This is a genomic window from Marivirga tractuosa (assembly GCF_042140215.1).
Classification (GTDB): domain Bacteria; phylum Bacteroidota; class Bacteroidia; order Cytophagales; family Cyclobacteriaceae; genus Marivirga; species Marivirga tractuosa_A.
Genome location: NZ_CP159478.1, coordinates 3,435,465 through 3,461,896, shown reverse-complemented (window position 1 = coordinate 3,461,896; position 26,432 = coordinate 3,435,465). Strand labels below are relative to the sequence as shown.

Here is a 26,432-nt window from a genome sequence, read left to right as displayed (position 1 = left end):
GTTACTTGATAATGAAAATCAAAAATTAATATTATGAGAAATAGTCTGATATTCTTCGTTTCCATTTTTTTATTCAGCTTTTCAGCTGTTGCACAGCAAGATGACCCCATTAATATGACAGGGGTAATCCTAGATGCTGAAAATATGGAGCCTGTACCATTTACTACAGTTTTGATTGGCGATGGTAAAAGTGGTACTGTAGCGGATAATTCAGGGTATTTCTCATTTCTAGCTTATCCTGGTGATACGATAACCTTTAGAAGTGTAGGATATCAAAATTCAACTTTTATCATCCCTAAATTATTGGAAGGGAAAACCTATTCTTTAATTGAGTTGATGGTACAGGAAAATGTACTTTTAGAAGAGGTAAGGGTTTACCCTTTGCCAGATGTTGATTATTTTACAAATACCATAGTGAAGAAAGAATTAACTGACATTCAGAAAAGGCAATTAGATGATTTTAAAAAAGATCTTAATAGTTTATTGGATAAGCAATACGAACAAAATAGTCCCTATTATGATCAATGGAGATATGCCCGTCTTTATGAAATGACAGGCATAGTCCCACCTAATAATTTTTTAAATCCTATGACCTGGTCTAATTTCATTAGAGATTGGAAGAAGAATAGCGAGAAATAAAATTGTTTCTTGGCAACTTGGTATTACCAGTAAGCTAAAATTATTATAGAAGTATATAATTAAGCAAAAATTTTACTTCATTAGTAAAAAGAGAGGAATTGACTTCTACTCCCCCCCCCTTAAGTGTATGGATATTCTCGGATTTTCATTTCTTCTTTTTCCTAGATATGAGGAAGCAAGTTATTTTTTATGACTATTATATAAAAACTCGATTAGCTTATTGCTTAAATGTCAATTAAAGATCTGATTTGTCAAAGACAAATTTTCCTTTCTCTTCAATAAAGAGAAGGGTAGTACCGCAAAGAGGGATAAGTTCAACACTGTCTCCGTAGGTAGGAGTCTGAAATTTCAAACTGACATATTGGGTACGAAGTTATCTCTTTTGATATTCAGTTCAAAAGTCTGTGAATACTTGATTAATGGCTTTATCCTTTCATTGGATAAGAACTCTGTAGTTGAAATGGGTAAAAAATAGACGAATCTTAACCCGAAAAATTCATATAAATTTTTCGTCCGAAGGACAGACAATTTATAAAAAACCAATAATTAGATAGTTACACTACAATTTTCATATTAAAAAATGAATTTTAAAACACCCAAATTTGGGCTATTAGGTTTTTATAAATTATCGGGGTTAACCCTGGTTTAATATATTGATAATCAATTAGTTTAAACATATTATCTTCATTTTTCATACCCTTTTCATGAATAATGTGGGTTAAATTGAAAGGAGCTAATATAATCTAGAAGTTATAATACAAACATTTGTATCTGTAGAGTTTATTTTGCACTTTTAAAGTAGTTTTAACTAAAATATTAGAAAATATGAATAATCTAGTTATTACAAAACATAAAACTATATGTCATATTTTGGTCCTTTCTTTATTTGGCCTTTATGCTTTTGGTTGCGAAAGTCAATCTCCAGTTGACAAAGTTCCTGAAGAGCAAATTGACAAAATCCCTGAGGGGCAAAGAGATGTGGAAGCTTTGGTTTTCTATGAGGGGGATCCTAGTGTAGATGGCTGTGGTTGGTTAATTCAACATGATCAAGATTCTTACTCACCTGTTAATTTAGATTCCGTTTTTAAGATTGATAGCCTTAAGGTTGTATTAAGCTATAAAATTTTGGAATCGACTTGGAATTGTGGTTGGAGACTGCCTGGGTATAAAGAAATCGAAATATTAGAAATCAACAAGCAATAGTTTAACATGAAATTTTTTGAAAATTGTAATCTAACATTCTTTTTGTTTTTTTTATTTTCACAGGGTATTTCCGCCCAATCTGATCAATTTTGGCAATGTAAAACAGAAGAGTCAGATAACTCAGTCTATGAAATAAATTCTAGACAAATGTCATCCTCTCTTTATAATTCTGCCAAAATTATCAATATTTATGTTCATGTATTAAAGAAAACAGATGGGACAGGTGGTTTAACTAATACACAGGTTAGTGACTGGATAGACCTTCTTTGTCAGGATTTTTCAGTCCACAATATTGCTATTCGGTTAATAGGCCAATCAGATATTAGAAATACTTCTTATTATAACGGAATAACATTTGATAGTTATTCGCAACTTATAAATACAAATACTCACTCTAATGCTATTGACATCTATATGTTATCACCAAATGATACATACTCAAGAGCTTCAGCTATTCCAGGTATTGCATTAGCCATAGGTGGGTATTATGTGGGCACTTCAGTATTTAGCCATGAGTTTGGACATTGTTTAGGTCTTTTTCATACCCATTCTGGTAGAGGGTGTAATGACCCGCTTAATTGCTCCGAGAATATTAATGGCTCTAATTGTTCAACTTGTGGTGATTTAGTTTGTGATACACCTGCAGATCCTTGCTTAAGCGGGAAAGTTGATGCCAATTGTATTTATACAGGGGATTCTTCTTTTAGTCCTGATGTTAATAATATTATGTCATATTCGCGCGTTAGTTGTTTAAATAGAATTACAATTGGACAATCAGAACGCTTCCATTCAATCATTTCAACACATTCTTTATTTACTAACAGAACTGCATTCATAACATTGTCCGGAACTTCTACAGTTTGCCCTTTTAACAGCAGTTTTAACTTAAATAATTTACCCACAGGTGCAACCGTTTTTTGGGAAACAAGCAATAATATAAATATTTCTACTTCAAATAATAATTCAGTTACAGTACAATCAAGTTCATCAACTGTAAGGGGTGATGGTTGGATAAGAGCAACTATAAATAATGGTTGCGGAAATATTGAAGTTGAAAAAGAGGTATGGGTAGAAAGGTTGCCAGCTAATCCATCATTGATGCAAGGATCAAGTAATGTGGTACCCAATGCATGGGAATATTATTCCGTTTCTTCGCAGGCGGAAGCAAACAGCTATACATGGAATATTCCTTCAGGTTGGAGCTTCCACCATACTTCCTCAACTACAAGTAATCAGGTTTTATTGGTAACGGGTAGTTCCAGTGGCTCTGTTGCTGTTCGTGCTAATAATGAATGTGGTGTTTCCAATTACCGTCCAAAATATGTGACAGTTACTGGTGATGACTGTGGAAGTCCTGTCTGTTATTTTACTTATTCTCCTAACCCTGTTGAAGAAACCCTGACGGTTGAGATGGAGCCTACAAGTTTCGATATAAGTTCTAATGATAAATATCAAATCAGCCTAAATAATCAATATGGAAAGGTGGTTTATGAGGCTGAAAGCAATAGTATTTGCCATGATATTGATATGAAGAAAATGCCAAAAGGAATGTACAGAATAGTGGTTAGTCATAGAGGCAAACAACAAATTGCTAAGATTTTAAAGCAATAAGCTTTTGAAAATAAAATTAAACCAAGTCTGATAGCTTACAATGTTCAGACCTGGTCTAATTTCATTAGAGATTAGAAGAAGGACATCGAGAAATAATACTCTATAGTTCTCAAAATAAGCCCTTTCAGGTTTTCAAAATCTGGAAGGGCTTTAAAATAAAATTTAAAATCAATCATTCTAAGCCCATCATTACATACCCAACTTTAGGCTTCCTACTTCTAACTCCCAACGTATGTATAAAGCTATTTTCCAGTCTGACCTTCGGTACTGACCTACATCGAAACATAAAAACTTCAAAACGTAATCACTTCAACACCTAAATCCCTATCATCACAAAAGCCCCCCAGTAAATTGGGTCTTTATATTCATTTCGGATTTCTTTTTTGGCATCTATGAAGGCTTGTCTTTTATCTCCAGTTTCCAGCCATTTTTCATAGAAAGACACCATCAATTTCTCTGTAGCTTCATCAGAAACTTTAAATAAACTCATCACTAAAGTTTTGGCACCAGCTACTAGGAAAGATCTTTGCAGCCCAAATACACCTTCTCCTCCATGAACTTCTCCTAAACCTGTTTCACAAGCTGAGAGCACTACCAAATCTGTCTTATCTAAATTCAAATTCATGGCTTCATATGCTGTTAAAATGCCTGGTTCAATATTGTAATTATAACGCGTTTTAGCTAATACATCACCTGCTCCTTTCAGCATTAAACCTGTATTTAATAAAGGGTTTTCGCTCATTTGTTTGTTCTCAAAACTATTGCTCTGATTTCTATCTTCTTTTTCAGTAAAGAAGCCATGTGTGGCAATATGAAATACCTTAGGGCTTTTGCTTTCTTTCACCCTTTCTTCTGCTGCTTTTTCATCTAAATAATTGGAGGTGAACCATCCGTTTGCCTCAAATAATTTTGTTAATGCATCTATTTCTTTCTTTGTCCCAGGTAAATCGCTTATTTGAGTAGCACCTGATCTAAATTCACTAATGTATTCTTGTCTTGAAGCAAGATAAAATTTAGGGTCTCCAAAGAGTAAAGCTGTTTTTTCTTCTTCAGCCGTTTCGCTTTTATTCTCCCTCAGATATAAATCCTTTGTATTACTTACCAATACAATATTTGAGTTATCTATTAGATATTGGTCATTTCCAATTGGAATAGCTTCCAAATTTATTTGGTTGTAAACTCCGTCAGGTGATAAATAGATAGTTTTGTTTTGACCAATTGCTTTTTCAATGGGCTCCCAAAAATTTTGATAGGAATACTTATCTTCCACTCTGAATTTGATGGCATTTCGGTAATTATTAAAGAATTTTGATTCCATGTCATTACCAGATTCCATGACTACAAATTCAGGTTTACTTTTTTCATCATTTTTCAAGATTAACATTAAATAAACCACTGAATCTGAGATATAGTGATCGAAATGTCTGAACCTAACCATTTCAATTGCTACTTCGTTTGGTTGCAGTGTTCCTCTTATCTGCTCCCAGTTATATTCTTGCTGCACTATACCCTCACTGAATAATTCGGATTGCTGGCTAAGTGATTTTTCGATTAGTTCTACTTCTCTGGCTAATTGATTTAGGTTTATATTTTCATTGCTAAGTTGCTCTTTACTCATCGAGATAGCATTGGAGAGCATTTCTTTTTTATCAAGCCAATCAAAATATTGTACTTTTAAAGTTGAATCATTGCTGTTTAAGATTCGCTCTCGCATTTTGATAGAGCTGCTTAATAAAAGTCCTTTGGTTTTTAATGCATTATTGTAGACCGTTTCTATCATTTCAGGATAGCGATCGTGCATGCTTAAGGCCATCGTATTGAAATAGTCATAGTCATCTCTAATGGTATTCCAATATTTAGTTTTTTCCCTTTCACTTAATGCAGGGAAATAGTCTTTTATGAAGAGATTGTAATTTTCCATTACCTCTTCAATATAACTTTTTGCTTTTCTTTGATTTCCATCCATATAATAAACCTTACTCATACGAGAGGTAGCTTTTACATATTCAGGATGTTGGTCATTAAAGAATTTTTCGTTTAGTTTTTGGCTTTCTTTATATTCACTTTCAGCATCACTCCATTTTCTCTGTTTATAGAAAATGTCACCTCTTAAAATATGAATATCAGCTGCTTTAATATTATTTCTTCTGCCAGCTTTATCTTTCCATATGTCTTCAGATTGTTTTAAAAAGCTTAATGCATCTTCCAATTTATTTTCAGATATAAAAAACCTAGCCATATCTTTCAATAAATCAGCATAAAGAGGACTTTTGACCGAGAATCTTTTACCAATAATGGTTTTGGCTTCAAACAACAAATCTTCAATCTCTTGAGGATCCTCACTGCCTTCATAAAACTTGACAATAGCTAGTTTTGAGATAGAGGTGGCAACATCCACATGATCTCGTCCAAATTGATTCTCTAGAATTGTTATCGCCCTGCTATAGAATTCTTCAGATTTATCATAATCACCTAAAGTTTCGTATAATTCACCAAGTAAAAGTATCGCAGGTGCATTTTTAGTTGACTTTTCACCAAAAGTATTTTCTGAAATTTCTAAAGCTTTTCTTCCCAGTTGTTCAGTTTTAGTATAGTCACCTTTTATCAATTGTAGCCTACCATAATCCACCATTGGTAAAATTAATTTACGACTATTTTCACCATATAATTCCACATTTCTATCTAATGCTTTCGTAAGAATTCTCTCTGTCTCACCATATTCACCTACCTTCAGGTAAACGGAGGCTAATTCCTGTGAAGCAATTAGTGGATTATACTCAGGACTAGGAATTGTTCTGGAATACAGTTTTTGAGATAATTCCAATGCATCTTCAGCTTCATCAAAATAACCTTTAATGGATAAAAGTTTGGCCTGCGTTTCCAAGGCCATAATGTAGTAGACTATAGTAAATTCACTATCAAAATTTTCAAGTATACTTAAAGCCTCTGCAATATTGACTTCAGCTTTTTCATATTCTCCAATTTTGATTTGTAGATCAGCGATTAAATTTAACTCCTTACCAAAATCAATATCTCGATTGTCATATTTCATTCTAGTAGCCATAAGAGCTTCATCCAATATTTTTGAAGCTTTCTCATAATCGTCATCAATTTGGTAGGTAGTAGCAAGGTGATTTAAAAGGTTTACGTATTTATAATGCTTGTTTGTGATTTGATGATCTATTTTTCCAAAGAATTCTTTATCGTAGATTGAAACTGCCTCTTCGAATTGATCAGTGTAATCTACCCAATGGTGAGCTAATTCTATTTTACTGTAAGCAGTAGTGATACTAGTATCTCCGTATAGTACTGATTTAATTTCTATGATTTTATTTAAATAATCTGCAGCATTCTTATAATTGTTTTTTGCTGAGGCAACTTTGACTAAAGTATTTAATAAATCTATTCTTATGGGATGATCTTCAGGTAAAAGATTTTTATCATCTGATAATTTTGAAGCTTCTTTTTCCAATTTTTTAATATCTCCTTTTCGTAGGTCTGATTCGAAAGAGATAGTAGCTAATTTTACGAAATGAGAGCTGCTTTTGTCAAATTCCGTTTTAAGTATCTTTTCTAAATCTTTATAAAAAGCCATGGCTTTACTTATATTATTTTCCCGTATGGTATTGAGGATTAGCTTTTCGAGATATTTAATAGTTGAAGGGTGGTTTGAACCATTTGATGGGATGGAATATATGTAAGCATCACTATAATAGCTATAAGGCAAATCTCTAGTACCATTTTCTTCTAAGAATTCAGCAAAATGATAAAGATGGTCTGCGAAGTATTTACTCCTTTTATTAAGCTTGTCCTTTATCCAGCTTTCACCAGTAGAAAAAGCTGAGTCAGCTCTTCTTATTTCACCTTTGTGTCTAAGGGCATTACTTTTTAAGGTAATCATTCTGGCAGCATCTTCATATCTTTTTTCAAGCTGATTATTTTTTAGGTTGTTATCCTTGTCAAGCGTTCTTTGCAAAAAGAAGGCTTCTTCTTGATTGATTAATTTTAAGGCTTTGTTGTAGTCTCCGATAGCAATAAGAATTTCTGCTTTTTTGAGTTTTAACTCACTCATATATAATTCATCCGCCTCATTAGTGTCTGCAAATAAATCAATGGCTTCCTCTAAGTAGTTAAAAGCTTTAACATAATTACCATAGTTCACCATGTTTTGTGCTGCATCAGTTAGGTTAATGCCATGACTGATTGAGTTTTTCCCATTGGTTTTTTCGCTAATTAGTAATGCATCTTTATTGAGTTCAAAATAATTTTTAAATTGTCCTAGAGCCCAATTGTATTTGGCCTTTTTGAGTTTTGCCACAGCTACAAACTGATTTTCAGCACCAAATTTCTGAGTACTCTTGCTTTCTAGCTTATTTGCAAATTTTAGTGCCTTTTCAAATTTTCCTTTTTCAAATTTTTTCTCAGCTTTTTCTACATATTTGTTAAGCTTTTTTACGCTCTGAGCATTTGTTTCAAAATGTATGAAAGTAAAAAGGATAAATACCAAGAACAGCAGTTGAAAAAGTTTTTTTGCAGTATCCATAACGATTGAATTATTACAATTTATTATAAGATAAAGATAATATAAATATTTATATTTTATGTTGTTTATACAGAATTGTATTTATATATTTTCAAGTAACCAAATTTAAACCTCATTAACTGAGCTTTTCCTCTGAGTATTTGTTTTTTCTAATCAAGTTTATTGGAGATTCAATTTTGTGATTGAAGATTGAATCCTCTTATTTTATAAATGTATTTGATTTTATTCAAATATTCTAATTGTCTATCATGCTCTTTTACTTCCATAATATTGCTAGTTTTGCATTTTGAATGCTAAAAAATGAAAGCCCAAGATTTTAAAGAACATTTTAAACGCAATTATCTACTTGCATACCCAGTGGTTTTGAGTCAATTGGGTCATGTTTTAGTAGGCACTGCAGATTCCGTAATGGTAGGTAGGGTAGGTACCGAGGAATTAGCTGCTGTTTCTGTGGCAAATGCTGTTTTTAGTGTTACCATGATGTTTGGAATTGGGATTTCTTTTGGTCTAACCCCACTTGTTGCTCAATCAGATGGCGAAGGGAATCATCGTTCTGCCATGCGATATATGAAACATAGTTTTGTTATCAACCTCATTTTTGGCTTACTTCTATTTTCGATTTTGCTCTTTGGTGGTTTTATATTAGATATTTTAAATCAGCCTAAAGAGGTTGTGGTTTTGGCAAAACCTTATCTGGCTATCATTGGATTTTCCTTATTGCCTTTTATGATTTTTCAAACCTACAAACAATTTGCTGAAGGATTATCCCTGACCAAACAGGCAATGTATATCACCATAAGTGCTAATGTTATTAATGTCGTACTCAATTATATTTTAATTTTTGGAAAATTAGGCTTTGAACCAATGGGGTTAGAGGGAGCAGGCTGGGCAACCCTTATTTCGAGAATTTTAATGGCTATTGTAATGGCATTATTTGTTATGTATTATAAGAAATTTGCCGTGTATTGGAAATATTTCAAAGTGACGGTTTGGAATCCACTTTCTTTTAAGCAATTACTAAACCTAGGAGTGCCTACAGGTTTTCAATACATTTTTGAAGTAGGAGCTTTTGCTTCTGCTGCTATTATGATTGGATGGATGGGGGCAGTTCCTTTGGCTTCTCATCAAGTAGCTATGAATTTAGCCTCCATCAGTTATATGATGGCTACTGGTATTTCAGCTGCAGCCACGGTTAGAGTGGGGAATCAGCTTGGTCAACGAGATATCCCTACTATGCGTATTGCTGCTTTTACATGTTTCTTAATGGCTGTAATATTCATGAGTTTCACGGGTTTACTATTTATGGTATTGAATGACTATTTACCGATGCTCTATACTTCCGACCAGGAAGTTATTCCCATCGCATCTTCTTTATTAATAATTGCTGCTCTGTTCCAACTTTCTGATGGTATCCAGGTGGTTGGATTGGGAGCATTGAGGGGCATGGGTGATGTGAAATTACCTACTGCCGTTACATTTATGGCCTATTGGGTGATTGGATTGCCAGCTGGATATTTATTGGCATTTTCCCTGGGATTTGGTGAACAAGGGGTTTGGTATGGATTATTAATTGGATTAAGTGTAACTGCGATAATATTGTTTATCCGTTTTAATAATAAGTCTAAGAAATTGGCCTTCAAAATGAATCAGAGTATATCGGGATGATATATCCAACCTTCATTTATGGCTGAATGTAAATGCTCTTTTGGAATCTCATTTTTTATTTTGGGGATAGCATCATATTGACCATTAAATCCCAATCCATATAAAGCGCATATTACGGCATCTGCAATATCCGTTTTTTCTTTTGCGACTTGAAAGTAATAGTCAAATCCTTCAATCTTATCAAAAATTTTGCTTTCTATCATTTTCTGATACTGTTTGAAAACTGGATTATTCATTAAGTTATTGCTTTTTAATAATCCAGGATAGACTTCTATTGCATTGATACTGCTTTCCTCATCAAAAGGCAAAACTGAGAATTCACTATATTTCGATTTTAGCTCCCCAATTAGGGAAATAGCAACCGTGGCATTGCTAGTTAAGAAGCTAAAAGAAGCACTTAAAGGAGTTTTGCCAAAATGTTTTTTAATATATAAATCTGTTTTTCTCCAAGCTATTGGGTTTTCTTTTTCATGGCTTTGAATCGAATTGAAAATGTTAATAGGGTTTTGATTAATTATATTCTTAAATAATTGAGGAAATTGTAAAGGGGCATCTATACCTAAAGTAATATGATGAGTGTTTCGAAATTCATCTATTATTCTCTCAATATTTTCTTTTATTTGGTATACATTTAATTTTGTTGCTATTAAAACCTTAATTTCGTTATTTAAAGATTCCAAAACACAGAAACCATGATTCTTACCACTCCATCCACCAACATCCCAGCCAATGGAAATTTCCTTATTTTTTAGATTTTTTGTCATTAGCTATTTTTAGGCTTTTAAGTATGCAACATTTTTTCAAACAGATATACACGTTTTGGTGCGCAATTGTTTTCATTGGCTTATTTTTACTATTATTTCCTTTTTTCTTGATTATTATTTCCAAAGAATCATGGCATAAGCATTGTTATTTTCTTAATAAATTATGGGCTAAAGTAGCCTTATTTTTGGTAGGGATAAAAACTCAAATTGAAGGTATCGAGTTAATTAATCCAAAGAATCAATACGTTTATTGTGCCAATCATTTTTCCCTTTTAGATATTGTGAGCTTTGGATTTGCACCCCATTCTGTCGTTTATGTAGGTAAAAGTTCCCTAGCCAAGGTACCCTTGTTTGGTTATATGTTTCGTAAATTGCATATCACGGTGAATAGGGCAAGTCCTACCAATTCTTATAAAGCATTGAATAAGGCAATTGAGAAAATGGGAAAAGATAGATCCTTAGTGATGTTTCCTGAAGGAGGAATAATATCAAAACGAATTCCTGAAATGAGTAGATTTAAAGACGGAGCATTTCGAGCTGCAATCACCAAACAAATTCCACTTGTACCTGTGAGCCTTCCAGATAATTGGATAATTTTACCGGATGAAAAAATTCCTTTAATAAGCAGAAGGAAAATGCGAATGATTTATCATAAACCAGTACCTACAAAAGGACTCAATATGGAGGATATACCTTCGTTAAAAAGCAAAGTTTATGATGTCATTTCAAATGAAATAGCAAACCGACAAATAAGATGAGCATTAATAAAGAAACATTAGAAAAAATTGCGCATTTAGCTCGACTTCAATTCGATGAAAAATCTGAAGAAAGAATGCTGAAAGATTTGAATAATATGCTTTCTTTTGTGGAGAAGTTGCAGGAACTAGATACAAACAATATAGAGCCCTTGCAAGCTATGACATTTGAAACCAACCAATTAAGAGAAGATGAGATTAAAGGGCAAATTTCACATGAGGATGGTTTGAAAAATGCTCCTAAAAAGGATAAAGACTATTTTAGAGTACCTAAAGTAATTGAATAAAAAGAATAATGAATAATTTAAATTTTTGGAAAGACTGGCGTGGGAAATACAGGAGCATTTATCAAGTGCTCCTTTTTGTTTTCTTTTTATCAATGAGTTATAGTTTCTATTCTCAATACAATAGTTATGATATTGCCTTCCCAAAGGAAGTAGCCAGGAAAACACAGAGTGTAGAATTGTCATTACATAATGTCCAGGATTTTGTGTTTGATCTGCAGATTCCTGCCAGAAGCTATATAATTTTCCAGTCTTTTCTTTCATTAGATTCTGGCTTTCAAATAAGTGGTACATATCTGCTAATAGCGGTTATTTTCTGCTGTTTTAGTATTTTGATGACAGCTGCCACTTATTTAAGTAGATGGTGGTTTATCATTTTTCAATCCGTATTTGTAGTATGGTTAATCACTTTGAAGCTGCAATTCTTAAATATTTTTGGCATTGATAATCAGTTGTTTACCTTCTTTTTTGTTGGTCTTTTCTTAGTAACTGGATATTATATACATGCTTTCAAGCAAAATGCAGGACTGTTCCAAAGATGGCTCATATTTGCAGTGCTTTTAATAGTCTTGCTTTCATTAGTAATTATGGGCTCTACAATAGAAGCACCTGTAATCTTTATGGCTCACCATGGTATTATAGTTCCAGTTATTTTAACCATTATTTTTATATTCAATGTTGCCTATGATATCATTCTGCATATTCTTTATTTGCTGGCAGCCAAAAAGAATAATGACGGTAGTTCAAATCTTCTGCATTTTATTGTAATCACGATGCTCTACCTTATTTATGTAGGGCTAACTTTCGCCAAAAATGATAATTTAATAGATATTGAGATTATTTATTTTAATGAATTTTTATTATTTGGTGTTTCTGCAGTATTCGGTATTTGGGGATTCCGTAAAAGAAGTGAGTTAATTGAAAAGCAATTGATTTTTAGACCATTAGGAGGGTATATCTATCTGGCTTTAGGTATAATGGCTTTTTCCGTAATGACTTGGATTTTTAGGAATGGAAATGATCCACTCATGGATACTTTTGAGGATATGATTATTTTCTCTCATCTGGGTTTTGGAGTATTATTTTTCTTTTATGTGCTTTATAATTTTGTTGCACTTCTTAAGGCTGGCCATGGGATATATCCTGTGGTTTTCAGACCTGTAAATATTCCATACAATTTAGTAAGGGCAGTAGGTTTTGGAATTGTGGTTGTTTTGATTTTAAGAGTTTCTTATTTGCCTTACTACCAGGCAATTTCGGGCTATTATAATGGATTGGCTGATTATTATGCCTATATAGGAGAAGAAGAAAAAGCTACTACAACTTTTAAAGTGGCACGGCAATATGCCAAAACATCTCACAAGCATAACTTTGAAATAGGGAAAAGAGAATATAAAAATGAAAAATGGGCGGAAGCTTCTTCTTACTTTTCCCAGGCAAATTTCAAAAGACCAAGTGTACAATCTTATTTGAATAAAATACAAGCTCAAATCAATTCTAATCTCATTTTTGAGTCGCTCTTTACTTTAGAAGATGCCCAAAAAGATTTTCCTGACAATCCTTATATTTTAAATATGAAAGGGCTCATATTTGAAAAGTTGAATAAGACGGACTCTTCTTTTATTTATTTTGATGCTGCAGAAAGAGCAGCGAAAAGAGGGGTAGCCGCAAATGTTGCAACAGTAAATCGACTTGCATTATTTGCTAAGAATGGAATTGATGAAGATTTACCTGAACAATCTTCATTAGATGGTAAAACTATTGCTTATCAAGCTAATTATTTGGCTTTGGCTAATAGAAAAAGAGCATTTATTGATAGTATTGATTTGGAGGCTCCCAAAATGCCAAAAATCCTAACCTACAATGATTTTTCTTTTATTTTCAATCTGACATTAAATAAGTCTATAGATAATGAGGACTTTAAGGGTGATACCATCAATTGGCTTGGTAAGTTTTCTGAAAATAAAGATTTTGATAAATCCTTGAAATATGCCTCTTCCTATAGATTGAATTATGCCGGTAAAATAAATAATGCTTATAGTTTAATGAATCAGTTAGAAAATGATAATATTTCAGATGCTGGCTTTTATTATCTATTGCATGGCATGTGGTTAATGGAGCAAAAAGCATATTCTGAGGCTGCAGAGCATTTTGAAGAAGCTGCGGAACTGAAAATGAGCAAAGCTACTACTTATCGTACAATTGCTTTGATTTTGGATAAAAGATTGTTTGAGGCTGCTCAAGTATATGAAAGACAATTGGATACTGAATCTATTTCTACCCAATTGCTGGAGAATGACCCTCTTTATCAATTTTTACAAGGTAATCCATCCAAACTTCCCGATAGCTTTAAATATTTATGGTTGAAAACTAACAGTTCACTGCAAGAAAACGAAATTGAATTAATTGAAAATCAATTAAATGGTTCTCCTTTTCTGGCTCTATTGAAATTAAATGAGATTGAAATTTTGATTGAGAAGGAGAATTTTCAACAAGCAAAAAATCAATTATTGTCAATTAAAATACCAGAAAAAGAAAAAGGATTAAAGATATATCAAAACAACCTTTTTGCCTTGTTAGCTGCTATTACTCAAGATCAAAAATTGGAGGAAGAGGTCAAAGAAGATGATTTGCTAAAATATCCATATAATTATAAATTGGTTTGGGAAGCGTATAAAAAAACTAAGGAAGGAGATAATGAGAATGCTATTAAAATGATGGAGAGAGTTGGGCAGGAGAATCCATACTTTGAATCAGCCATACTTTTAAGTGCAAATTATTTCAATAAAAATAATGAGACAGAAAAAGCCTATGAAATTTTAGTTCAGGCAAGTCGTTTAAATTCCAATAGTACTGAATTATTGAAAGCTTATGCTTTGCAAGCTTTAAAATTAAATTTGAGTAATTATGCTGAAGAAGCCTATGAAGATTTAGTAGGCTTATTATCGACAGAGGAATGGGAGAAATTTTCTAAAGAATACGAAAGTATAAAGGAGGAGATGGAACAAATGCCATGGTAATTTCCGTTTATCACAAATCAATTGTGTAAACCATACTTCTGAATTAAATTTTCATCTTAAACTATCAATGAATAATAAAATTAATGGGACAATCTGTAATCCAAACCAAAGACATTGCTAAGATATATAAAATGGGAACTGAAACAGTTGAAGCACTGAAGTCAGTAACCATCAATATAGATAAAGGAGAATATGTTGCTTTTATGGGGCCTTCTGGTTCAGGTAAATCAACTTTAATGAACATTATTGGTTGCCTAGATACACCAACTAGAGGTAATTACCAATTAGCAGGGCAAGATGTAAGCGAAACATCAGAAAATGACTTAGCTGAAATTCGGAATAAGGAAATTGGTTTCGTATTCCAGACTTTTAATTTGCTTCCACGACAATCTTCCTTGGAGAATGTTGCCTTACCTTTAGTTTATGCTGGATTCAGTAAATCTCAAAGAGAAGAAAGGGCACTAGAGGTTTTGAGTAGTGTTGGGCTGGGGGATAGAGCTTATCACAAGCCTAATGAACTTTCCGGTGGTCAGCGACAAAGGGTAGCCATTGCCAGAGCTTTAGTAAATAATCCTAGTATAATTTTAGCTGATGAGCCAACTGGAAACTTAGATACTAAAACTTCTTATGAAATCATGGAATTGTTTCAATTACTGCATGATCAGGGGAATACCATAGTGATGGTGACCCATGAAGATGATATTGCACAATATGCCCACAGGATAATTCGAATGAGAGATGGTCTGGTAGAAAGCGATAATATTAATAATGATATCACACGTGTAGGTGCTGAAACTGTGTAGGTTATTTCTTAGATAAATTATAGTTTCCTTTTTATTTTAAATATAAAAAGCTGTTTAAAATGTATAGATTGTCAAAATTGTAGTTTTATAATCAACTGTACTTAAAATTATTCAATTTAATTCTACTTATAATGTTGTAAGTCAGATTGAATAATTTTAGATTTGAGTATGAGCGAAATTTCCTATCCTATAAAATTATTAATAGCCGATGACCACGAAATTTTAGCAAGTGGTATGTCCTCTATACTATCAAATCAAAAGGAATTATCCATATTAGGAACAGTTTCAAACGGCCAGGAGGTTCTCGATTTCTTGGCTGATAATGAGGTGGATGTAGTAATCATGGATTTGAATATGCCTGTCTTAAATGGCATAGAGGCTACTGAAATCATCAAGAAGAAATTCTCCAAAACAAAAGTTTTAATTCTTTCTATGTTTGATAGGGAAGGTTATATTCAAAATGCTTTGGATGTTGGAGTTGATGGTTATGTACTCAAAAATGTGAGCGAAGCAGAGATCCTTTCTGCCGTTAAAAGAATAATGGAAGGTAAAACCTATTTTTCTCAGGATGTAATGGCGAAAATGGCCATGAAAATGAGAGTTTATGGTGAGTCGGAAGGAGGAGTTAAATTAACCGATACGGAAAGAAAAATCTTACAACATTTAAGTGAAGGGGATACTTCAGGGGAGATTTCTGAAAAATTGGACTTAGCTCCCAATACCATTACTTCATATCGAAAATTATTATTACAGAAATTTGAAGCAAAAAATGTTTCTCATATGGTTAAAATGGCTTTTGAAAAAGGCTATCTAGGTTAAAACTCCAATCCTAAAAGATGAAGTATTATATCATTGCTGGTGAACGTTCCGGAGATCTTCATGGCAGCAATTTAATTAAAGCACTGAAATCACAGCAAGTTGATTCGGAAATCCGCTGTTGGGGAGGTGATGCAATGGAAGAAGCTGGAGGAGAGCTTGTAACTCATTACAGGGAGATGGCCTATATGGGTTTCTGGGAAGTGATAAAGCACCTAGGAGCTATTCGTCAAAAAATTAAGTTTTGCAAGGAGGATATTTTAGCATTTAAACCCGATGCCATTATTTTGATTGATTATGCAGGCTTTAATATGAGGATCGCAAAATTTGCAAAAGCTTATCATATTCCTGTTCACTACTATATCTCACCTAAAGTTTGGGCCTGGAACCAAAAAAGAGCCCTTAAAATCAAGAAGAATGTCGATTATATGTATGTGATTCTGCCATTCGAGCAGGATTTTTATAAGCGATATGGTTTTAAAGTAGATTATGTAGGTAACCCATTATTGGATGCTATTCGTGATTTTAAGCCTAGTGATGATTTCTCCTTTAAGGATAAAGATGTTATAGCTGTTTTACCTGGAAGTCGTGAGCAAGAGGTTATACATATGCTCGATAATTTGCAAAAAGTAACCCAAGAATTCCCTCATGAGCATTTTGTGGTAGCTGGAGTGAAAAATTTGGATAGGTCGTTGTATGCAAAAGTTGAAAATCAACCCAATTTGAGCCTGATATTTGATGAAACATACGATTTACTATCAAATGCTAAAGCTGCTTTGGTGACTTCGGGTACTGCTACCTTGGAGACTGCTTTGTTTAATGTACCGGAAGTTGTAGTATATAAAACAGGTAAAATATCCTATGCCATAGCTAAGAAAGTAGTAAAAGTAGAATTTATATCATTGGTGAATTTGATTCTCCAAAAAGAAGCCGTAAAAGAATTGATTCAAGAGAAATTCACTGTGAAAAATATTGCTGCTGAATTGGAGCATATACTCCCTAATGGTCAAAAAAGAGATCAAGTATTTAAAGACTATAAGGTTTTAAAAGATATGATGGGAGATGAAAACACCTCCCAAAAGACAGCGGATTTGATTATTGAAAGGACTACCAATTCATAATTAGAGTTTGTTCCCCCTAAAAAAATCCGCAATCCCCATTCTTTTTTTGCCTTCTGGCTGAATTATTTCTAAAGCCAAAACCCCTGGATTACATTGAATATGAAGATAATTCTTATGGTCAGTGATTAATTTTCCAGCTTCACCTTTTGAATCCTTATCAATTATGGAGGATTGATGGATTTTGTATTTTTTATCGTTAATAATTGCCCATGCAGTTGGGAATGGATTTAATCCCCTTACATAATTGTAGAGTTTTTCAGCAGGCTCTGTCCATTTTAATTCTGTATTTTCTTTAAAAAGCTTAGGCGCATGCTTCAAAGTTTGATTTTCATCTTGAGGTTTTAGCTCATAGCTCTCATTTTCAATGGCCTTCACTGTTTTTAATACCAAACCAGCACCTTTTTCCATGAGCCTGTTATAGACTTCCCCAGTAGTATCAGTAGGGGAGATAGACTCTTTTTCCTGTAGAATGATACTGCCTGTATCTATTTCATGTTTGAGAAAAAAAGTAGTTAAGCCTGTTTCGGTTTCGCCATTCATAACCGCCCAATGGATAGGGGCAGCACCTCTGTATTGAGGAAGGAGGGAAGCATGCAGATTAAATGTCCCTATTTCAGGCATAGACCAGACTGCTTCGGGCAGCATTCTAAAAGCTACAACAATTTGCAGGTTGGCTTCTAAAGCAGCTAATTCAGCTTGAAAATCAGGGTCTTTTAAATTGGTGGGCTGCATGATTTTAAGTCCTGCTGATTCAGCATATTCCTTTACTGGAGATTGCGATAGCTTTTGTCCACGTCCTTTTGGTTTGTCGGGAGCTGTTATGACAGCCGCAATATCATAGTTGTTTTCTACTAAAATCTTTAAGGCAGGCACCGCAAAATCAGGAGTGCCCATATAAACAATGCGTAATTTTTTCATAGAAGGCAAAGATAAAAATATAGGCTGAATTAAGTGTTGAATTTGATAATCAAATCGTCCGAAGTTTGCTTTCGGTCTGACGGTTTAATCCGTCTGACCGATAATAGAAACATCTAGCTTTACAGATAGCGGTTAGACGGTTTTGGAACCGTCAAACCGCATCCACATCGCAGGGTAAGCGGAAATTTTCGCTTCGGTCTCACGGTTTAAACTAAGCAATAGATGGAACTGCTTGCTCTTTAAAGGATGACTAGACGGTTCTAACTGTATTTGCATCGCAGTATAAACTTTACAGAGTTAGGTTGGATGATTCAAGTTGAGATTTATAATTCTTACGCTTTGTTGAAAAAGTACTGAATTTCACTATTAAATTGTTCAAAGTTTGCCTTCGGTCTGACGGTTTAGTCCGTCTGACCGATAAGAGACATATCTAGCTTTACAGAATAGCCTTTAGACGGTTTTGGAACCGTCAAACCGCTTTTGCTCTTTGATTTAAAGGATTCTACCCTTAAATCAACCTTAGGTTGCTTTGTAATAATTAAAAATGATTATTAATTTAGTTTGTAATCTTTGTTCTTCAATTTTAAACCTTACATTTTTTAAAAGGTCCTGTTATCATTGAATATGTATGTTAATTTTAAATAATTGCTTTTATCACGTATATAACCAAGGGAATAATCAAGAAAAAGTATTTTACAATAGAGAAAACAAATTATACTTCTTAAGAAAATTTAGAAGCCTAGTAGCCCCATATTGTGATGTTTTAGCTTATACTTTAATGGATAATCATTTCCATTTTCTTATTTATTCAAATAGCAATTCTATTATTGAACGAGATACTGGAAATATTAAAATTAGTTCATTGCAAAATGGATTTCGGAATCTAATCAGTAGTTATACCCAAGCAATAAATAAGCAAGAAAATAATTCTGGTTCTATTTTCAGAAAAAGGACAAAATTTAAATTATTGGATGGTAAAGATGTAGACTACCCATTTATTTGTTTTAATTATATTCATCAAAACCCAATGGTTGCTGGTTTAGTATCAAAGATGGAAGATTGGGAGTTTTCATCATTTCTTGATTATGCTGGATTCAGAAATGGAAGTTTGTGTAATCAAAATTTAGCAAAAGAACTGATAGGGATTTCTGAAAATGATTTTTATAAAGAATCATATAAAGTGATAAGTGAAGACAAAATTTTGAAATTGCTTACATAGAAATGTTTGCTTTCGGTCTGAAGGTTAGAACCGTCTGACCGATAAGAGAAATATCCAGCTATGCAGAGTAGCGGTTAGACGGTTTTGGAACCGTCAAACCGCATCTGCCAGTTAGGTTGGATGATTCAAGTTGAGATTTATAATTCTCACACTTTGTCGAAATAGTACTGAATATCACTATTTAATCTCTCAAAGTTGGCTTTCGGTCTGACGGTTGGAACCGTCTGACCGATAAGAGACATATCTAGCTTTACAGAATAGCGGTTAGATGGTTTTGGAACCGTCAAACCGCTAAAAAATCAAGCCATTTTAGATTTTAAGGTAGTATCATCCTGATTTTCTTTTTCTTCCTCCATGTTTTCTTTTACTGGAATGGTCATCACTACATTAATGCCTTTTCCTGGTTTTGAATTAAAGTAAACCGCTCCACTGATAGTATTTACTCTGGCATAAATACTTCGCATACCCATTCCTGAATCCACTACATTTTGAACATCAAATCCTTTTCCATCATCTTCATAAAAAACATTGATTTCTCCTTCAGATTGGCTGATTTGAAGGGTGATGTTTTGAGCTTCCGCATGCTTAATAGTATTATTAATCAATTCTAAGGCGATGTGATAGATATTGCGCTCAACTTCTAGGGGGAGTCTTTTTTGTAATCCATAAATGGCAAGGTCTGCTTTTATTTTTTCTGCTTCATTTATAGTTCTCACCATATCTTTTAAGGCAGTTTCAAGGCCAAAGCGGGTTAACATATCGGTAGAGAGGTTATGGGATATTTCTCTGGTTTCTTTTATGGCCTCATTGATATTATCCAATAACTTACTTTTAAGGATATGAGCAGTTTCATTTTGCTCGGACTGAAATAGTAATTTAATGGAAGATAATCTTGCCCCCAATCGGTCGTGCAAATCACTAGCAATTCTATTTCTTTCTTCTTCTTGCCCATGCATCATAGCATTGAGTTCTTTCAACTCCTGCTCGGTTTTCATATTGGAGATTTCCTCGTTCTTAAGCTTTTTTAAGTACTCTTGCTTTTGAATAAAGAACCAGATGGTTGAAATTATTAAGACCACCAAAGCAATACTCAAGCCTAAAAAAAGGTTTTTCTGAAAATTTTTCTGGGCTATGGCAAGCTGTTGTTCTTTTATTTCAGCTTCTTTCTTTTCAGTTTCGTATTTTGTTTCCAAGTCTTTTACTTCCTGCATCTTTTCACTGTCGAAAAGTGAGTCACGCAAATGATTGTATTCTTGAAACAATAAGGATGCCTCCTCTACTTGGCCTATACCCATTTTAGCTTTCACCATATTAGAGTATAGGTTCATTTTTCGATTTGGATCACCAAGGTATTCAGCTAATTCTAAGCTTTTTTCATAATAATTGAGGCTTTCTTTGAATTTTTTTTGTTTTAAGTAAATATTACCAACATTCATGTAAGTTTGATTTAATCGGTATTTATCATCTAAAGCATTATTAATTTCTAAGGATTTATTATAGCTATCTAAACCTGCTTGATAGTTTTCTTTTCTTTCATACAACACGCCTAAATTATGATATAATAAAGCAAGATTAATTGAGTCTTTTATTATCTTAAAAGATTCTAAAGAATTCAAATAATAATAAACGGCAGAATCATAATTAAAATATTCTTTATCATTGGATGAGAAAATAGTACCAATATTCATATTTATAATGGCTGATTTTTTATCTTTTTTATCTTTTGGTAGAAGTATTTCAGCTTCTTGATAATATTGAAGTGCTAAATTTAAATCTTCAGAAATGTAATAATTTCCAAGATTATTATAATTCCCTATTAAGTCTGTATAATTTTTAATGCTTTTATTAATTTTTATAGCCTTATAGAAATTATTTAATGCACTTTTTCTATTATTAATTTTTATGTAAGTAAGCCCTAAATTATTGTATGTATTTGCAATATTTATAGAGTCCTGAGTTTCTTTATAATACTCAAGTGCTTTTTCACTATAAATAATAGAGGAGTCAAATTGATTATTTGTTCGAAAATTTTTAGCGATTTCTAAATAAGATTTATTTTCGCTTTGAGATAAAGCAAGTAACGGAAGGAGAAATATTAAAAAGATAAAAAAATACCTCATCATTGATAAAATTACAATAATGAGGCTAAATTAGAAAGGTTTTGGTTGCTTTTAATCAATTTCTCCTTGTTGGGTTTCACTACAACCCGTACAAGTAGTTTCATCCATATTAGGCTCTTCAATTAATTCACAAGCTGAGAAAGTGAATAATGCTGCTATTACTAATGCGTACTTAATTGTTTTTAAAGCTTTCATATTATTGTTGTTAAGTGTTTCATTTTAAATTGATACCACAATATTAGGCTTATTTAAATTACTGAAAAACACCCATTTAGGGGTTTCTCAAATTATTTTGTAGGTAGATTTTACTGTAGAAATGGAGGTATTCACACTAAAAATGGGGTGTTTTTATATAAAAAAAGAGGTATTGACTCAATTTTATGCTGAATTACAATTTAATAGTAGTGGATTGTAAATAATTGATATTCAGTGTTTAATAAACCATTTTTTTAAAGTTTATCTTTAAATATTATTAGTCATATTTGCTGCATTACACCCAAAATGTAAATTTTATTACCCTAGAAATGGGGTTTGAAATACCCCTAAAATAATTTAAAATACCCCTTTTATGGTGTTTTTTAGAAAGTTTCCTTGTACTACCTTTGAAATGTAGTTAAGGAATAATGCATTGCGCATTCAACCAAGACCTTTTTATATATTAACGACATCACCCGAAAGGGCGGGACATTTTAAAGTGATAGTTAACTTCTCCCCTATTGTTGTTAAGGTATCATTTGTCCCGTCTTTGAGGGTTTTTTTAGTTGTAAGAACATTAAAAGATACTTATGTAATATAGGGAATACTCAACTTCAAAACCTCTTGCCTATGAGCTTACCTAAAATTTTTAACAATCCTTATTTTCAGCCTAGGCATCAAATTTTACATAATAAGATGAACCCGGTTTTGAAAATGTTAGCTGAGCTTTCCCAGGCATCTCAGTCATTTTTAATATTGTGGGATGAGGACTATCATGAATTATATGATTTAGAAAGATCCTCTTACATTCAAATAAATATTGACCACCATCTTTTTAATTCTCGATTCTCTAAATTGAACCAAGAAGTGATCTTTGTTCCCAATGTGAAATTTCATACTCTATTTCGAAATATTAGTTTTTTTAAATCATATATCAATGAGGAGCAATTATTCATTTATCCTATTGTAGATAAAAATAAGGTTAAAGGAATAGTTGGTACGATTTTCACCAAATCTATTGAAGACTCATTTGATAGAATGATGAAGCATATGGAATCCATAGGTGAGTATATTAATCATTTATACGGAGATTATTTAACTAACCAAAAAAACAGCCTACCAGATTATTTGAACCTTGAAAATTTACCTGCTTCTTTTTTTGAGGTTGAAATCAATGAAGATCTTGAGCTTTTATATAATAATTTCAGTAAAAACCTAATGCGTAAACATCCGGCTTTTACCACTGAATGTTCTGTGGAAAAAAGGATGAGTAAGTTATTAAGTATGCCTATATCTGATTTTTTTACATTAATCCAAAAAATAAGGGATAAGCAAAGCATGGAATATGTTTATTCTTGTTCAAATCAGAATGGGGAGAAGAAATATTTTCTAATCAAACTTCATATCTCAGAAGTAAAGACGAGTCAATATCGTTGTTTAGGTGTAGTGGAGGATTTCACCATTCAAAAGGCTTATGGAAGTGTATTGGATCAGATGATTTTTGATATTTCTCATGTTATGCGTAGACCAGTGGTTACCATGAAAGGATTAACCAATTTGATTGATATGGATAAGTTTGAAAAGGATGATTTGAAGGAGATTTCTAAAAAAATAAAATCTGTTTCAGAAGAAATGGAAGAATATATTAGGGCAATGTTTAAGATATATGAAGCTAAACAGGAAGCGATATATCATTTGTGATTTGTAAAGTAATCCAGAGCAATTTTAACTGCTCTGGATTTTCTTTTTTTATATAATATCCAATTCTTTCCCCACTTTCGTAAAGGCTTCAATTGCTTTGTCCAAGTGCTCTTTTTCATGTCCTGCAGAAAGTTGAACCCTTATTCTAGCTTGTTCTTTTGGTACTACCGGATAGAAGAAACCAATTACATAAATGCCTTCTTCCAAAAGTCTATCAGCAAATTTTTGAGATAGTGCTGCATCATATACCATAATTGGAACAATTGCAGAATCTCCATCCTTGATGTCAAAGCCTGCTTTTTAATATTTTCCTTAAAGTAATTGATATTGTCTTCTAATTTATCTCTCAATTCTGTCGAGCTACTCAACAAATCAAAAACCGCTATTGAAGCTCCTACTATAGAAGGTGCTAAGGAATTGGAAAACAAATAAGGTCTTGATTTTTGACGCAACATATCAATGATTTCTTTCTTGCCTGAAGTGAAACCGCCCATTGCACCGCCTAAGGCTTTTCCTAAAGTTCCTGTGATAATATCCACTCTGCCCATAACATTGTTGAGCTCATGGGTGCCTCTACCCGTTTTACCAATAAAACCTGTAGCATGGCAGTCATCTACCATTACCAAAGCATCATATTTGTCAGCTAAGTCACAAATTTTATCTAATTGCGCCACATAGCCATCCATTGAGAAAACGCCATCAGTTACAATGATTTTGCTTTTAGCATCCTTAGCTTTCTTCAATTGTTCCTCTAAATCTGCCATATCGTTATTTTGATAACGATATCTTGCAGCCTTACATAGTCTTACCCCATCAATAATGGACGCATGATTTAAAGAATCTGAAATAATAGCATCCTCAGGACCTAAAATTGGTTCGAATACACCCCCATTTGCATCAAATGCAGCCGCGTAAAGTATAGTATCTTCCATGCCTAAGAAGTCAGCTATTTTCTTCTCGAGTTCTTTATGAATATCCTGCGTACCACAAATAAACCTTACAGATGACATTCCAAATCCATGTGTGTCCAAAGTGTTTTTGGCAGCTTCCAAAACTTTTGGATGGGAGGAAAGCCCTAAATAATTATTGGAGCAAAAGTTTAAAACTTCTTTTCCAGTATCAGTTTTAATTGAGGCTCCCTGAGGAGTGGTAATTATTCTTTCTTTTTTATATAGACCGTCTTTTTCTAATTGTTCAAGTTCGCCTTGTAGTCTTTTTTGAAGATTTCCGTACATATTTCCTGAAATTTTTTCTTTAAGCAAAGATAAGCTTCATTCCATGAAACCCCATCAAATCTTTAAAAATTGCTAGTGATATTGAAAATATTCCATGTAGTTACATATTGTATTGTTTCGATTAAAATTTAATTTTTTGAATTTGGTGCTTCATAGAAATACCAATCATTTCTTATATTTTTAAGTATAATTACTTAGAAAAATATGAGGTAATTAATTGATTTTCAGTCTTTAAAATTTTAATAGCCTATTCTAGGATTGTAATATTTTGCTGATATCATGTTTTTCTCTTCCTATTATCAGCCCTAATTTTGTTTCATGATTCAGGATTTGAGAAAAGATTTGAAGAGAAATCAAAAAAACTGTTCATCCGTTAAAACCGAGATGGAAAAAGGCTTTTGGACTTTTACTGATTTTTTTGAAAATGGGAAAAACCCCATGTTTATTATTGATATTGATACTCATCAGTATTTAAACGTAAATCAGCAATTCGCAAAAAACCGAGTTGAGCTAGAAAAAGTATTAGCCTTTTTTGAAACCGAAATTATTGGAAAAGATGAAATTCAATCATCTCAATTCAATCAGGGTGAGAAAATATTTTTATTTAATCCAATTTATCAAACTAATAGGAAAGCACTAATTCAAATAATTGAATTGAGTAATTCTCAGCCCAATATTGATTATAAAAACGGTTTTCAAAAACATCCATTTGAAGATATATCAATCAATAAAGAACTATTCAATACTTTACCAATTGGGCTAGTACACACCAATAAAGAATTTGAATCAGTTTGGTTTAATGAAAAATTTAAAATTTTATTTGGACGTGGGGTTGATAAAAACTTCAATTTTCTAGATGCAATTTATGTAAAGAATATCTCCCAATTTTGGAATAAGATTGAAAAATTAAATGAAGAAGGAGGGTATGTTAATTTTTCATTTGTAATTCATAATGTAAAACAATCGGATGAAATTTTTATAAATGCCACTGCCATCTCAATTGGGAAACAACATAATTTAGGTGAAGGTTTTATCTTCATTTTAGAAGATAGGACTGAAAATATGCATTTTTCGGAAGAGATCACTAAACAGAATTTAGCATTAAATCAAATAAATCATGAGCTTGATAAATTCCTTTACAGCGTTTCCCATAATATTCGAGGGCCTATTGCTTCATTAGAAGGTCTACTTAAGGTTATAGAGATTTCAGATGTACAAACTGTTAATGAATTAAAGCATCACCTAAGACTTAATTTAAGATTGCTTAATGGTTTTGTAAGTGATATTAGCAATGTGGCTACCAATATTCATACTCATGTGAATTTGGAAGAGGTAAACCTTAGGGATGTCTTGGAGCAAATGGTTTTATTTGTAGATAATATTTATGATATAAATCCTAAAGTAACTTTTGATATTGCTGATAATTATAAGGTGAAAACCGATTCAGACAGGTTTGGTATTATTTTAAAAAGTTTGTTGAAAAATAGTTTTCAATATAGAGACAGTAGAAAAGATAAATTTGAAATTGATATTAGAGTTACCCGAAATGAGGATTTTCATTTAATTGAATTAACTGATAATGGGATAGGAATTTCGGAAAAAGTAAAGCCTTTCATTTTTGATATGTTTTATAGGGGAACTGAACTTTCAACTGGAAATGGAATGGGACTTTACAATAGCCGTGAAGTTTTAAAGAAAATTGGCGGGACTATAAATATTGAAAGTAAAGAGAGGGAATGGACTAAAGCTAAAATCTATTTACCCTTAAAAGTATGACTTCAGAATAGTAAAAAGCCTCATTCGAGATAGGATCAAGTGAG

General features: G+C 32.7%; 18 protein-coding genes and 1 pseudogene. 13 read left to right on the top strand and 6 right to left on the bottom strand.

All coding sequences use genetic code 11. From position 1 onward, the window contains the following. Positions 1-33: 33 nt before the first annotated feature. The 3 genes from ABWH96_RS15510 (at position 34) to ABWH96_RS15500 (ending at position 3,453) form a co-directional block, all read left to right on the top strand. On the top strand, positions 34-639 hold the full coding sequence (locus tag ABWH96_RS15510; RefSeq protein WP_375578424.1) for a carboxypeptidase-like regulatory domain-containing protein: 606 nt from the start codon (positions 34-36) through the stop codon (positions 637-639). Positions 640-1,464: 825 nt separating this feature from the next. Continuing rightward, complete coding sequence (locus tag ABWH96_RS15505; RefSeq protein WP_375578423.1) at positions 1,465-1,842, top strand: hypothetical protein; 378 nt, start codon at positions 1,465-1,467, stop codon at positions 1,840-1,842. 147 nt (positions 1,843-1,989) lie between these two features. Continuing rightward, positions 1,990-3,453 (top strand): T9SS type A sorting domain-containing protein, encoded by a 1,464-nt coding sequence (locus ABWH96_RS15500; RefSeq protein WP_375578422.1) that lies wholly within the window; start codon positions 1,990-1,992, stop codon positions 3,451-3,453. Positions 3,454-3,769: 316 nt separating this feature from the next. Here ABWH96_RS15500 and ABWH96_RS15495 read toward each other — a convergent pair whose 3' ends face one another. Then, positions 3,770-7,996 (bottom strand): CHAT domain-containing protein, encoded by a 4,227-nt coding sequence (locus ABWH96_RS15495; protein WP_375578421.1) that lies wholly within the window; start codon positions 7,994-7,996, stop codon positions 3,770-3,772. 300 nt (positions 7,997-8,296) lie between these two features. Here ABWH96_RS15495 and ABWH96_RS15490 point away from each other — a divergent pair, with 300 nt between their 5' ends. Further along, positions 8,297-9,661 carry an MATE family efflux transporter gene (locus ABWH96_RS15490; RefSeq protein WP_375578420.1) on the top strand — a complete coding sequence of 455 codons (1,365 nt, stop codon included), beginning with the start codon at positions 8,297-8,299 and terminating at the stop codon, positions 9,659-9,661. On the opposite strand, the gene ABWH96_RS15485 is transcribed toward ABWH96_RS15490, so the two are convergent. Beyond that, entirely contained in the window at positions 9,643-10,425 is a 783-nt protein-coding gene (locus ABWH96_RS15485; RefSeq protein WP_375578419.1) for a hypothetical protein, read from the bottom strand. The genes ABWH96_RS15490 and ABWH96_RS15485 overlap by 19 nt on opposite strands. A 23-nt stretch (positions 10,426-10,448) precedes the next feature. On the opposite strand from ABWH96_RS15485, the gene ABWH96_RS15480 reads away from it, so the two are divergent. The 6 genes from ABWH96_RS15480 to lpxB all read left to right on the top strand — a co-directional run bounded on the left by ABWH96_RS15480 (position 10,449) and on the right by lpxB (position 17,224). Further along, on the top strand, positions 10,449-11,183 hold the full coding sequence (locus ABWH96_RS15480) for a lysophospholipid acyltransferase family protein (RefSeq protein WP_375578418.1): 735 nt from the start codon (positions 10,449-10,451) through the stop codon (positions 11,181-11,183). Next, positions 11,180-11,467: an Asp-tRNA(Asn)/Glu-tRNA(Gln) amidotransferase subunit GatC gene (gene gatC / locus ABWH96_RS15475; protein WP_375578417.1), complete on the top strand. Its 288-nt coding sequence runs from the start codon at positions 11,180-11,182 to the stop codon at positions 11,465-11,467. The genes ABWH96_RS15480 and gatC overlap by 4 nt, the downstream gene beginning before the upstream one ends. Before the next feature lie 8 nt (positions 11,468-11,475). After that, a complete protein-coding gene (locus tag ABWH96_RS15470) occupies positions 11,476-14,484 on the top strand; it encodes a hypothetical protein (protein ID WP_375578416.1) in 3,009 nt (1,002 codons plus the stop codon). An 83-nt stretch (positions 14,485-14,567) separates the two neighbouring features. After that, the gene (locus tag ABWH96_RS15465; protein WP_375578415.1) at positions 14,568-15,287 is read left to right on the top strand and encodes an ABC transporter ATP-binding protein; all 720 of its coding nucleotides are present in this window, start codon (positions 14,568-14,570) and stop codon (positions 15,285-15,287) included. Positions 15,288-15,455: 168 nt separating this feature from the next. Next, complete coding sequence (locus ABWH96_RS15460) at positions 15,456-16,106, top strand: response regulator (RefSeq protein ID WP_375578414.1); 651 nt, start codon at positions 15,456-15,458, stop codon at positions 16,104-16,106. A 17-nt stretch (positions 16,107-16,123) separates the two neighbouring features. Further along, positions 16,124-17,224, top strand: a complete 1,101-nt coding sequence (gene lpxB, locus ABWH96_RS15455; RefSeq protein ID WP_375578413.1) for a lipid-A-disaccharide synthase — start codon at positions 16,124-16,126, stop codon at positions 17,222-17,224. Here the strand turns inward: lpxB and fmt are convergent, their stop codons facing one another. Next, the gene (fmt, locus tag ABWH96_RS15450; RefSeq protein ID WP_375578412.1) at positions 17,225-18,142 is read right to left on the bottom strand and encodes a methionyl-tRNA formyltransferase; all 918 of its coding nucleotides are present in this window, start codon (positions 18,140-18,142) and stop codon (positions 17,225-17,227) included. It abuts the gene before it with no gap. A gap of 628 nt (positions 18,143-18,770) precedes the next feature. Between fmt and ABWH96_RS15445 the strand changes: the two genes are divergently transcribed. After that, positions 18,771-19,361 (top strand): transposase, encoded by a 591-nt coding sequence (locus tag ABWH96_RS15445; protein ID WP_375578411.1) that lies wholly within the window; start codon positions 18,771-18,773, stop codon positions 19,359-19,361. A 299-nt stretch (positions 19,362-19,660) separates the two neighbouring features. On the opposite strand, the gene ABWH96_RS15440 is transcribed toward ABWH96_RS15445, so the two are convergent. Both ABWH96_RS15440 and ABWH96_RS15435 read right to left on the bottom strand, forming a co-directional pair. Beyond that, positions 19,661-21,484, bottom strand: a complete 1,824-nt coding sequence (locus ABWH96_RS15440) for a tetratricopeptide repeat protein (RefSeq protein WP_375578410.1) — start codon at positions 21,482-21,484, stop codon at positions 19,661-19,663. Positions 21,485-21,532: 48 nt separating this feature from the next. Continuing rightward, positions 21,533-21,676, bottom strand: coding sequence for a hypothetical protein (locus ABWH96_RS15435; RefSeq protein WP_375578409.1), 144 nt, complete (start codon positions 21,674-21,676; stop codon positions 21,533-21,535). Between the two features lie 630 nt (positions 21,677-22,306). Between ABWH96_RS15435 and ABWH96_RS15430 the strand changes: the two genes are divergently transcribed. After that, complete coding sequence (locus tag ABWH96_RS15430; RefSeq protein ID WP_375578408.1) at positions 22,307-23,377, top strand: hypothetical protein; 1,071 nt, start codon at positions 22,307-22,309, stop codon at positions 23,375-23,377. A 48-nt stretch (positions 23,378-23,425) separates the two neighbouring features. Here ABWH96_RS15430 and kbl read toward each other — a convergent pair. Then, positions 23,426-24,612, bottom strand: a pseudogene (gene kbl / locus ABWH96_RS15425) (glycine C-acetyltransferase). A gap of 318 nt (positions 24,613-24,930) precedes the next feature. On the opposite strand from kbl, the gene ABWH96_RS15420 reads away from it, so the two are divergent. Further along, positions 24,931-26,388 carry a sensor histidine kinase gene (locus tag ABWH96_RS15420; protein ID WP_375578407.1) on the top strand — a complete coding sequence of 486 codons (1,458 nt, stop codon included), beginning with the start codon at positions 24,931-24,933 and terminating at the stop codon, positions 26,386-26,388. Positions 26,389-26,432 lie beyond the last annotated feature (44 nt).

What these genes read in the sequence shown, in the direction of transcription:
- ABWH96_RS15510 (WP_375578424.1), top strand. Translation starts at nt 34, where the DNA reads ATGAGAAATAGTCTGATATTCTTCGTTTCCATTTTTTTATTCAGCTTT.
- ABWH96_RS15505 (WP_375578423.1), top strand. Translation starts at nt 1,465, where the DNA reads ATGAATAATCTAGTTATTACAAAACATAAAACTATATGTCATATTTTG.
- ABWH96_RS15500 (WP_375578422.1), top strand. Translation starts at nt 1,990, where the DNA reads ATGTCATCCTCTCTTTATAATTCTGCCAAAATTATCAATATTTATGTT.
- ABWH96_RS15495 (WP_375578421.1), bottom strand. Translation starts at nt 7,996, where the DNA reads ATGGATACTGCAAAAAAACTTTTTCAACTGCTGTTCTTGGTATTTATC.
- ABWH96_RS15490 (WP_375578420.1), top strand. Translation starts at nt 8,297, where the DNA reads ATGAAAGCCCAAGATTTTAAAGAACATTTTAAACGCAATTATCTACTT.
- ABWH96_RS15485 (WP_375578419.1), bottom strand. Translation starts at nt 10,425, where the DNA reads ATGACAAAAAATCTAAAAAATAAGGAAATTTCCATTGGCTGGGATGTT.
- ABWH96_RS15480 (WP_375578418.1), top strand. Translation starts at nt 10,449, where the DNA reads ATGCAACATTTTTTCAAACAGATATACACGTTTTGGTGCGCAATTGTT.
- gatC (WP_375578417.1), top strand. Translation starts at nt 11,180, where the DNA reads ATGAGCATTAATAAAGAAACATTAGAAAAAATTGCGCATTTAGCTCGA.
- ABWH96_RS15470 (WP_375578416.1), top strand. Translation starts at nt 11,476, where the DNA reads ATGAATAATTTAAATTTTTGGAAAGACTGGCGTGGGAAATACAGGAGC.
- ABWH96_RS15465 (WP_375578415.1), top strand. Translation starts at nt 14,568, where the DNA reads ATGGGACAATCTGTAATCCAAACCAAAGACATTGCTAAGATATATAAA.
- ABWH96_RS15460 (WP_375578414.1), top strand. Translation starts at nt 15,456, where the DNA reads ATGAGCGAAATTTCCTATCCTATAAAATTATTAATAGCCGATGACCAC.
- lpxB (WP_375578413.1), top strand. Translation starts at nt 16,124, where the DNA reads ATGAAGTATTATATCATTGCTGGTGAACGTTCCGGAGATCTTCATGGC.
- fmt (WP_375578412.1), bottom strand. Translation starts at nt 18,142, where the DNA reads ATGAAAAAATTACGCATTGTTTATATGGGCACTCCTGATTTTGCGGTG.
- ABWH96_RS15445 (WP_375578411.1), top strand. Translation starts at nt 18,771, where the DNA reads ATGTTAATTTTAAATAATTGCTTTTATCACGTATATAACCAAGGGAAT.
- ABWH96_RS15440 (WP_375578410.1), bottom strand. Translation starts at nt 21,484, where the DNA reads ATGATGAGGTATTTTTTTATCTTTTTAATATTTCTCCTTCCGTTACTT.
- ABWH96_RS15435 (WP_375578409.1), bottom strand. Translation starts at nt 21,676, where the DNA reads ATGAAAGCTTTAAAAACAATTAAGTACGCATTAGTAATAGCAGCATTA.
- ABWH96_RS15430 (WP_375578408.1), top strand. Translation starts at nt 22,307, where the DNA reads ATGAGCTTACCTAAAATTTTTAACAATCCTTATTTTCAGCCTAGGCAT.
- ABWH96_RS15420 (WP_375578407.1), top strand. Translation starts at nt 24,931, where the DNA reads ATGATTCAGGATTTGAGAAAAGATTTGAAGAGAAATCAAAAAAACTGT.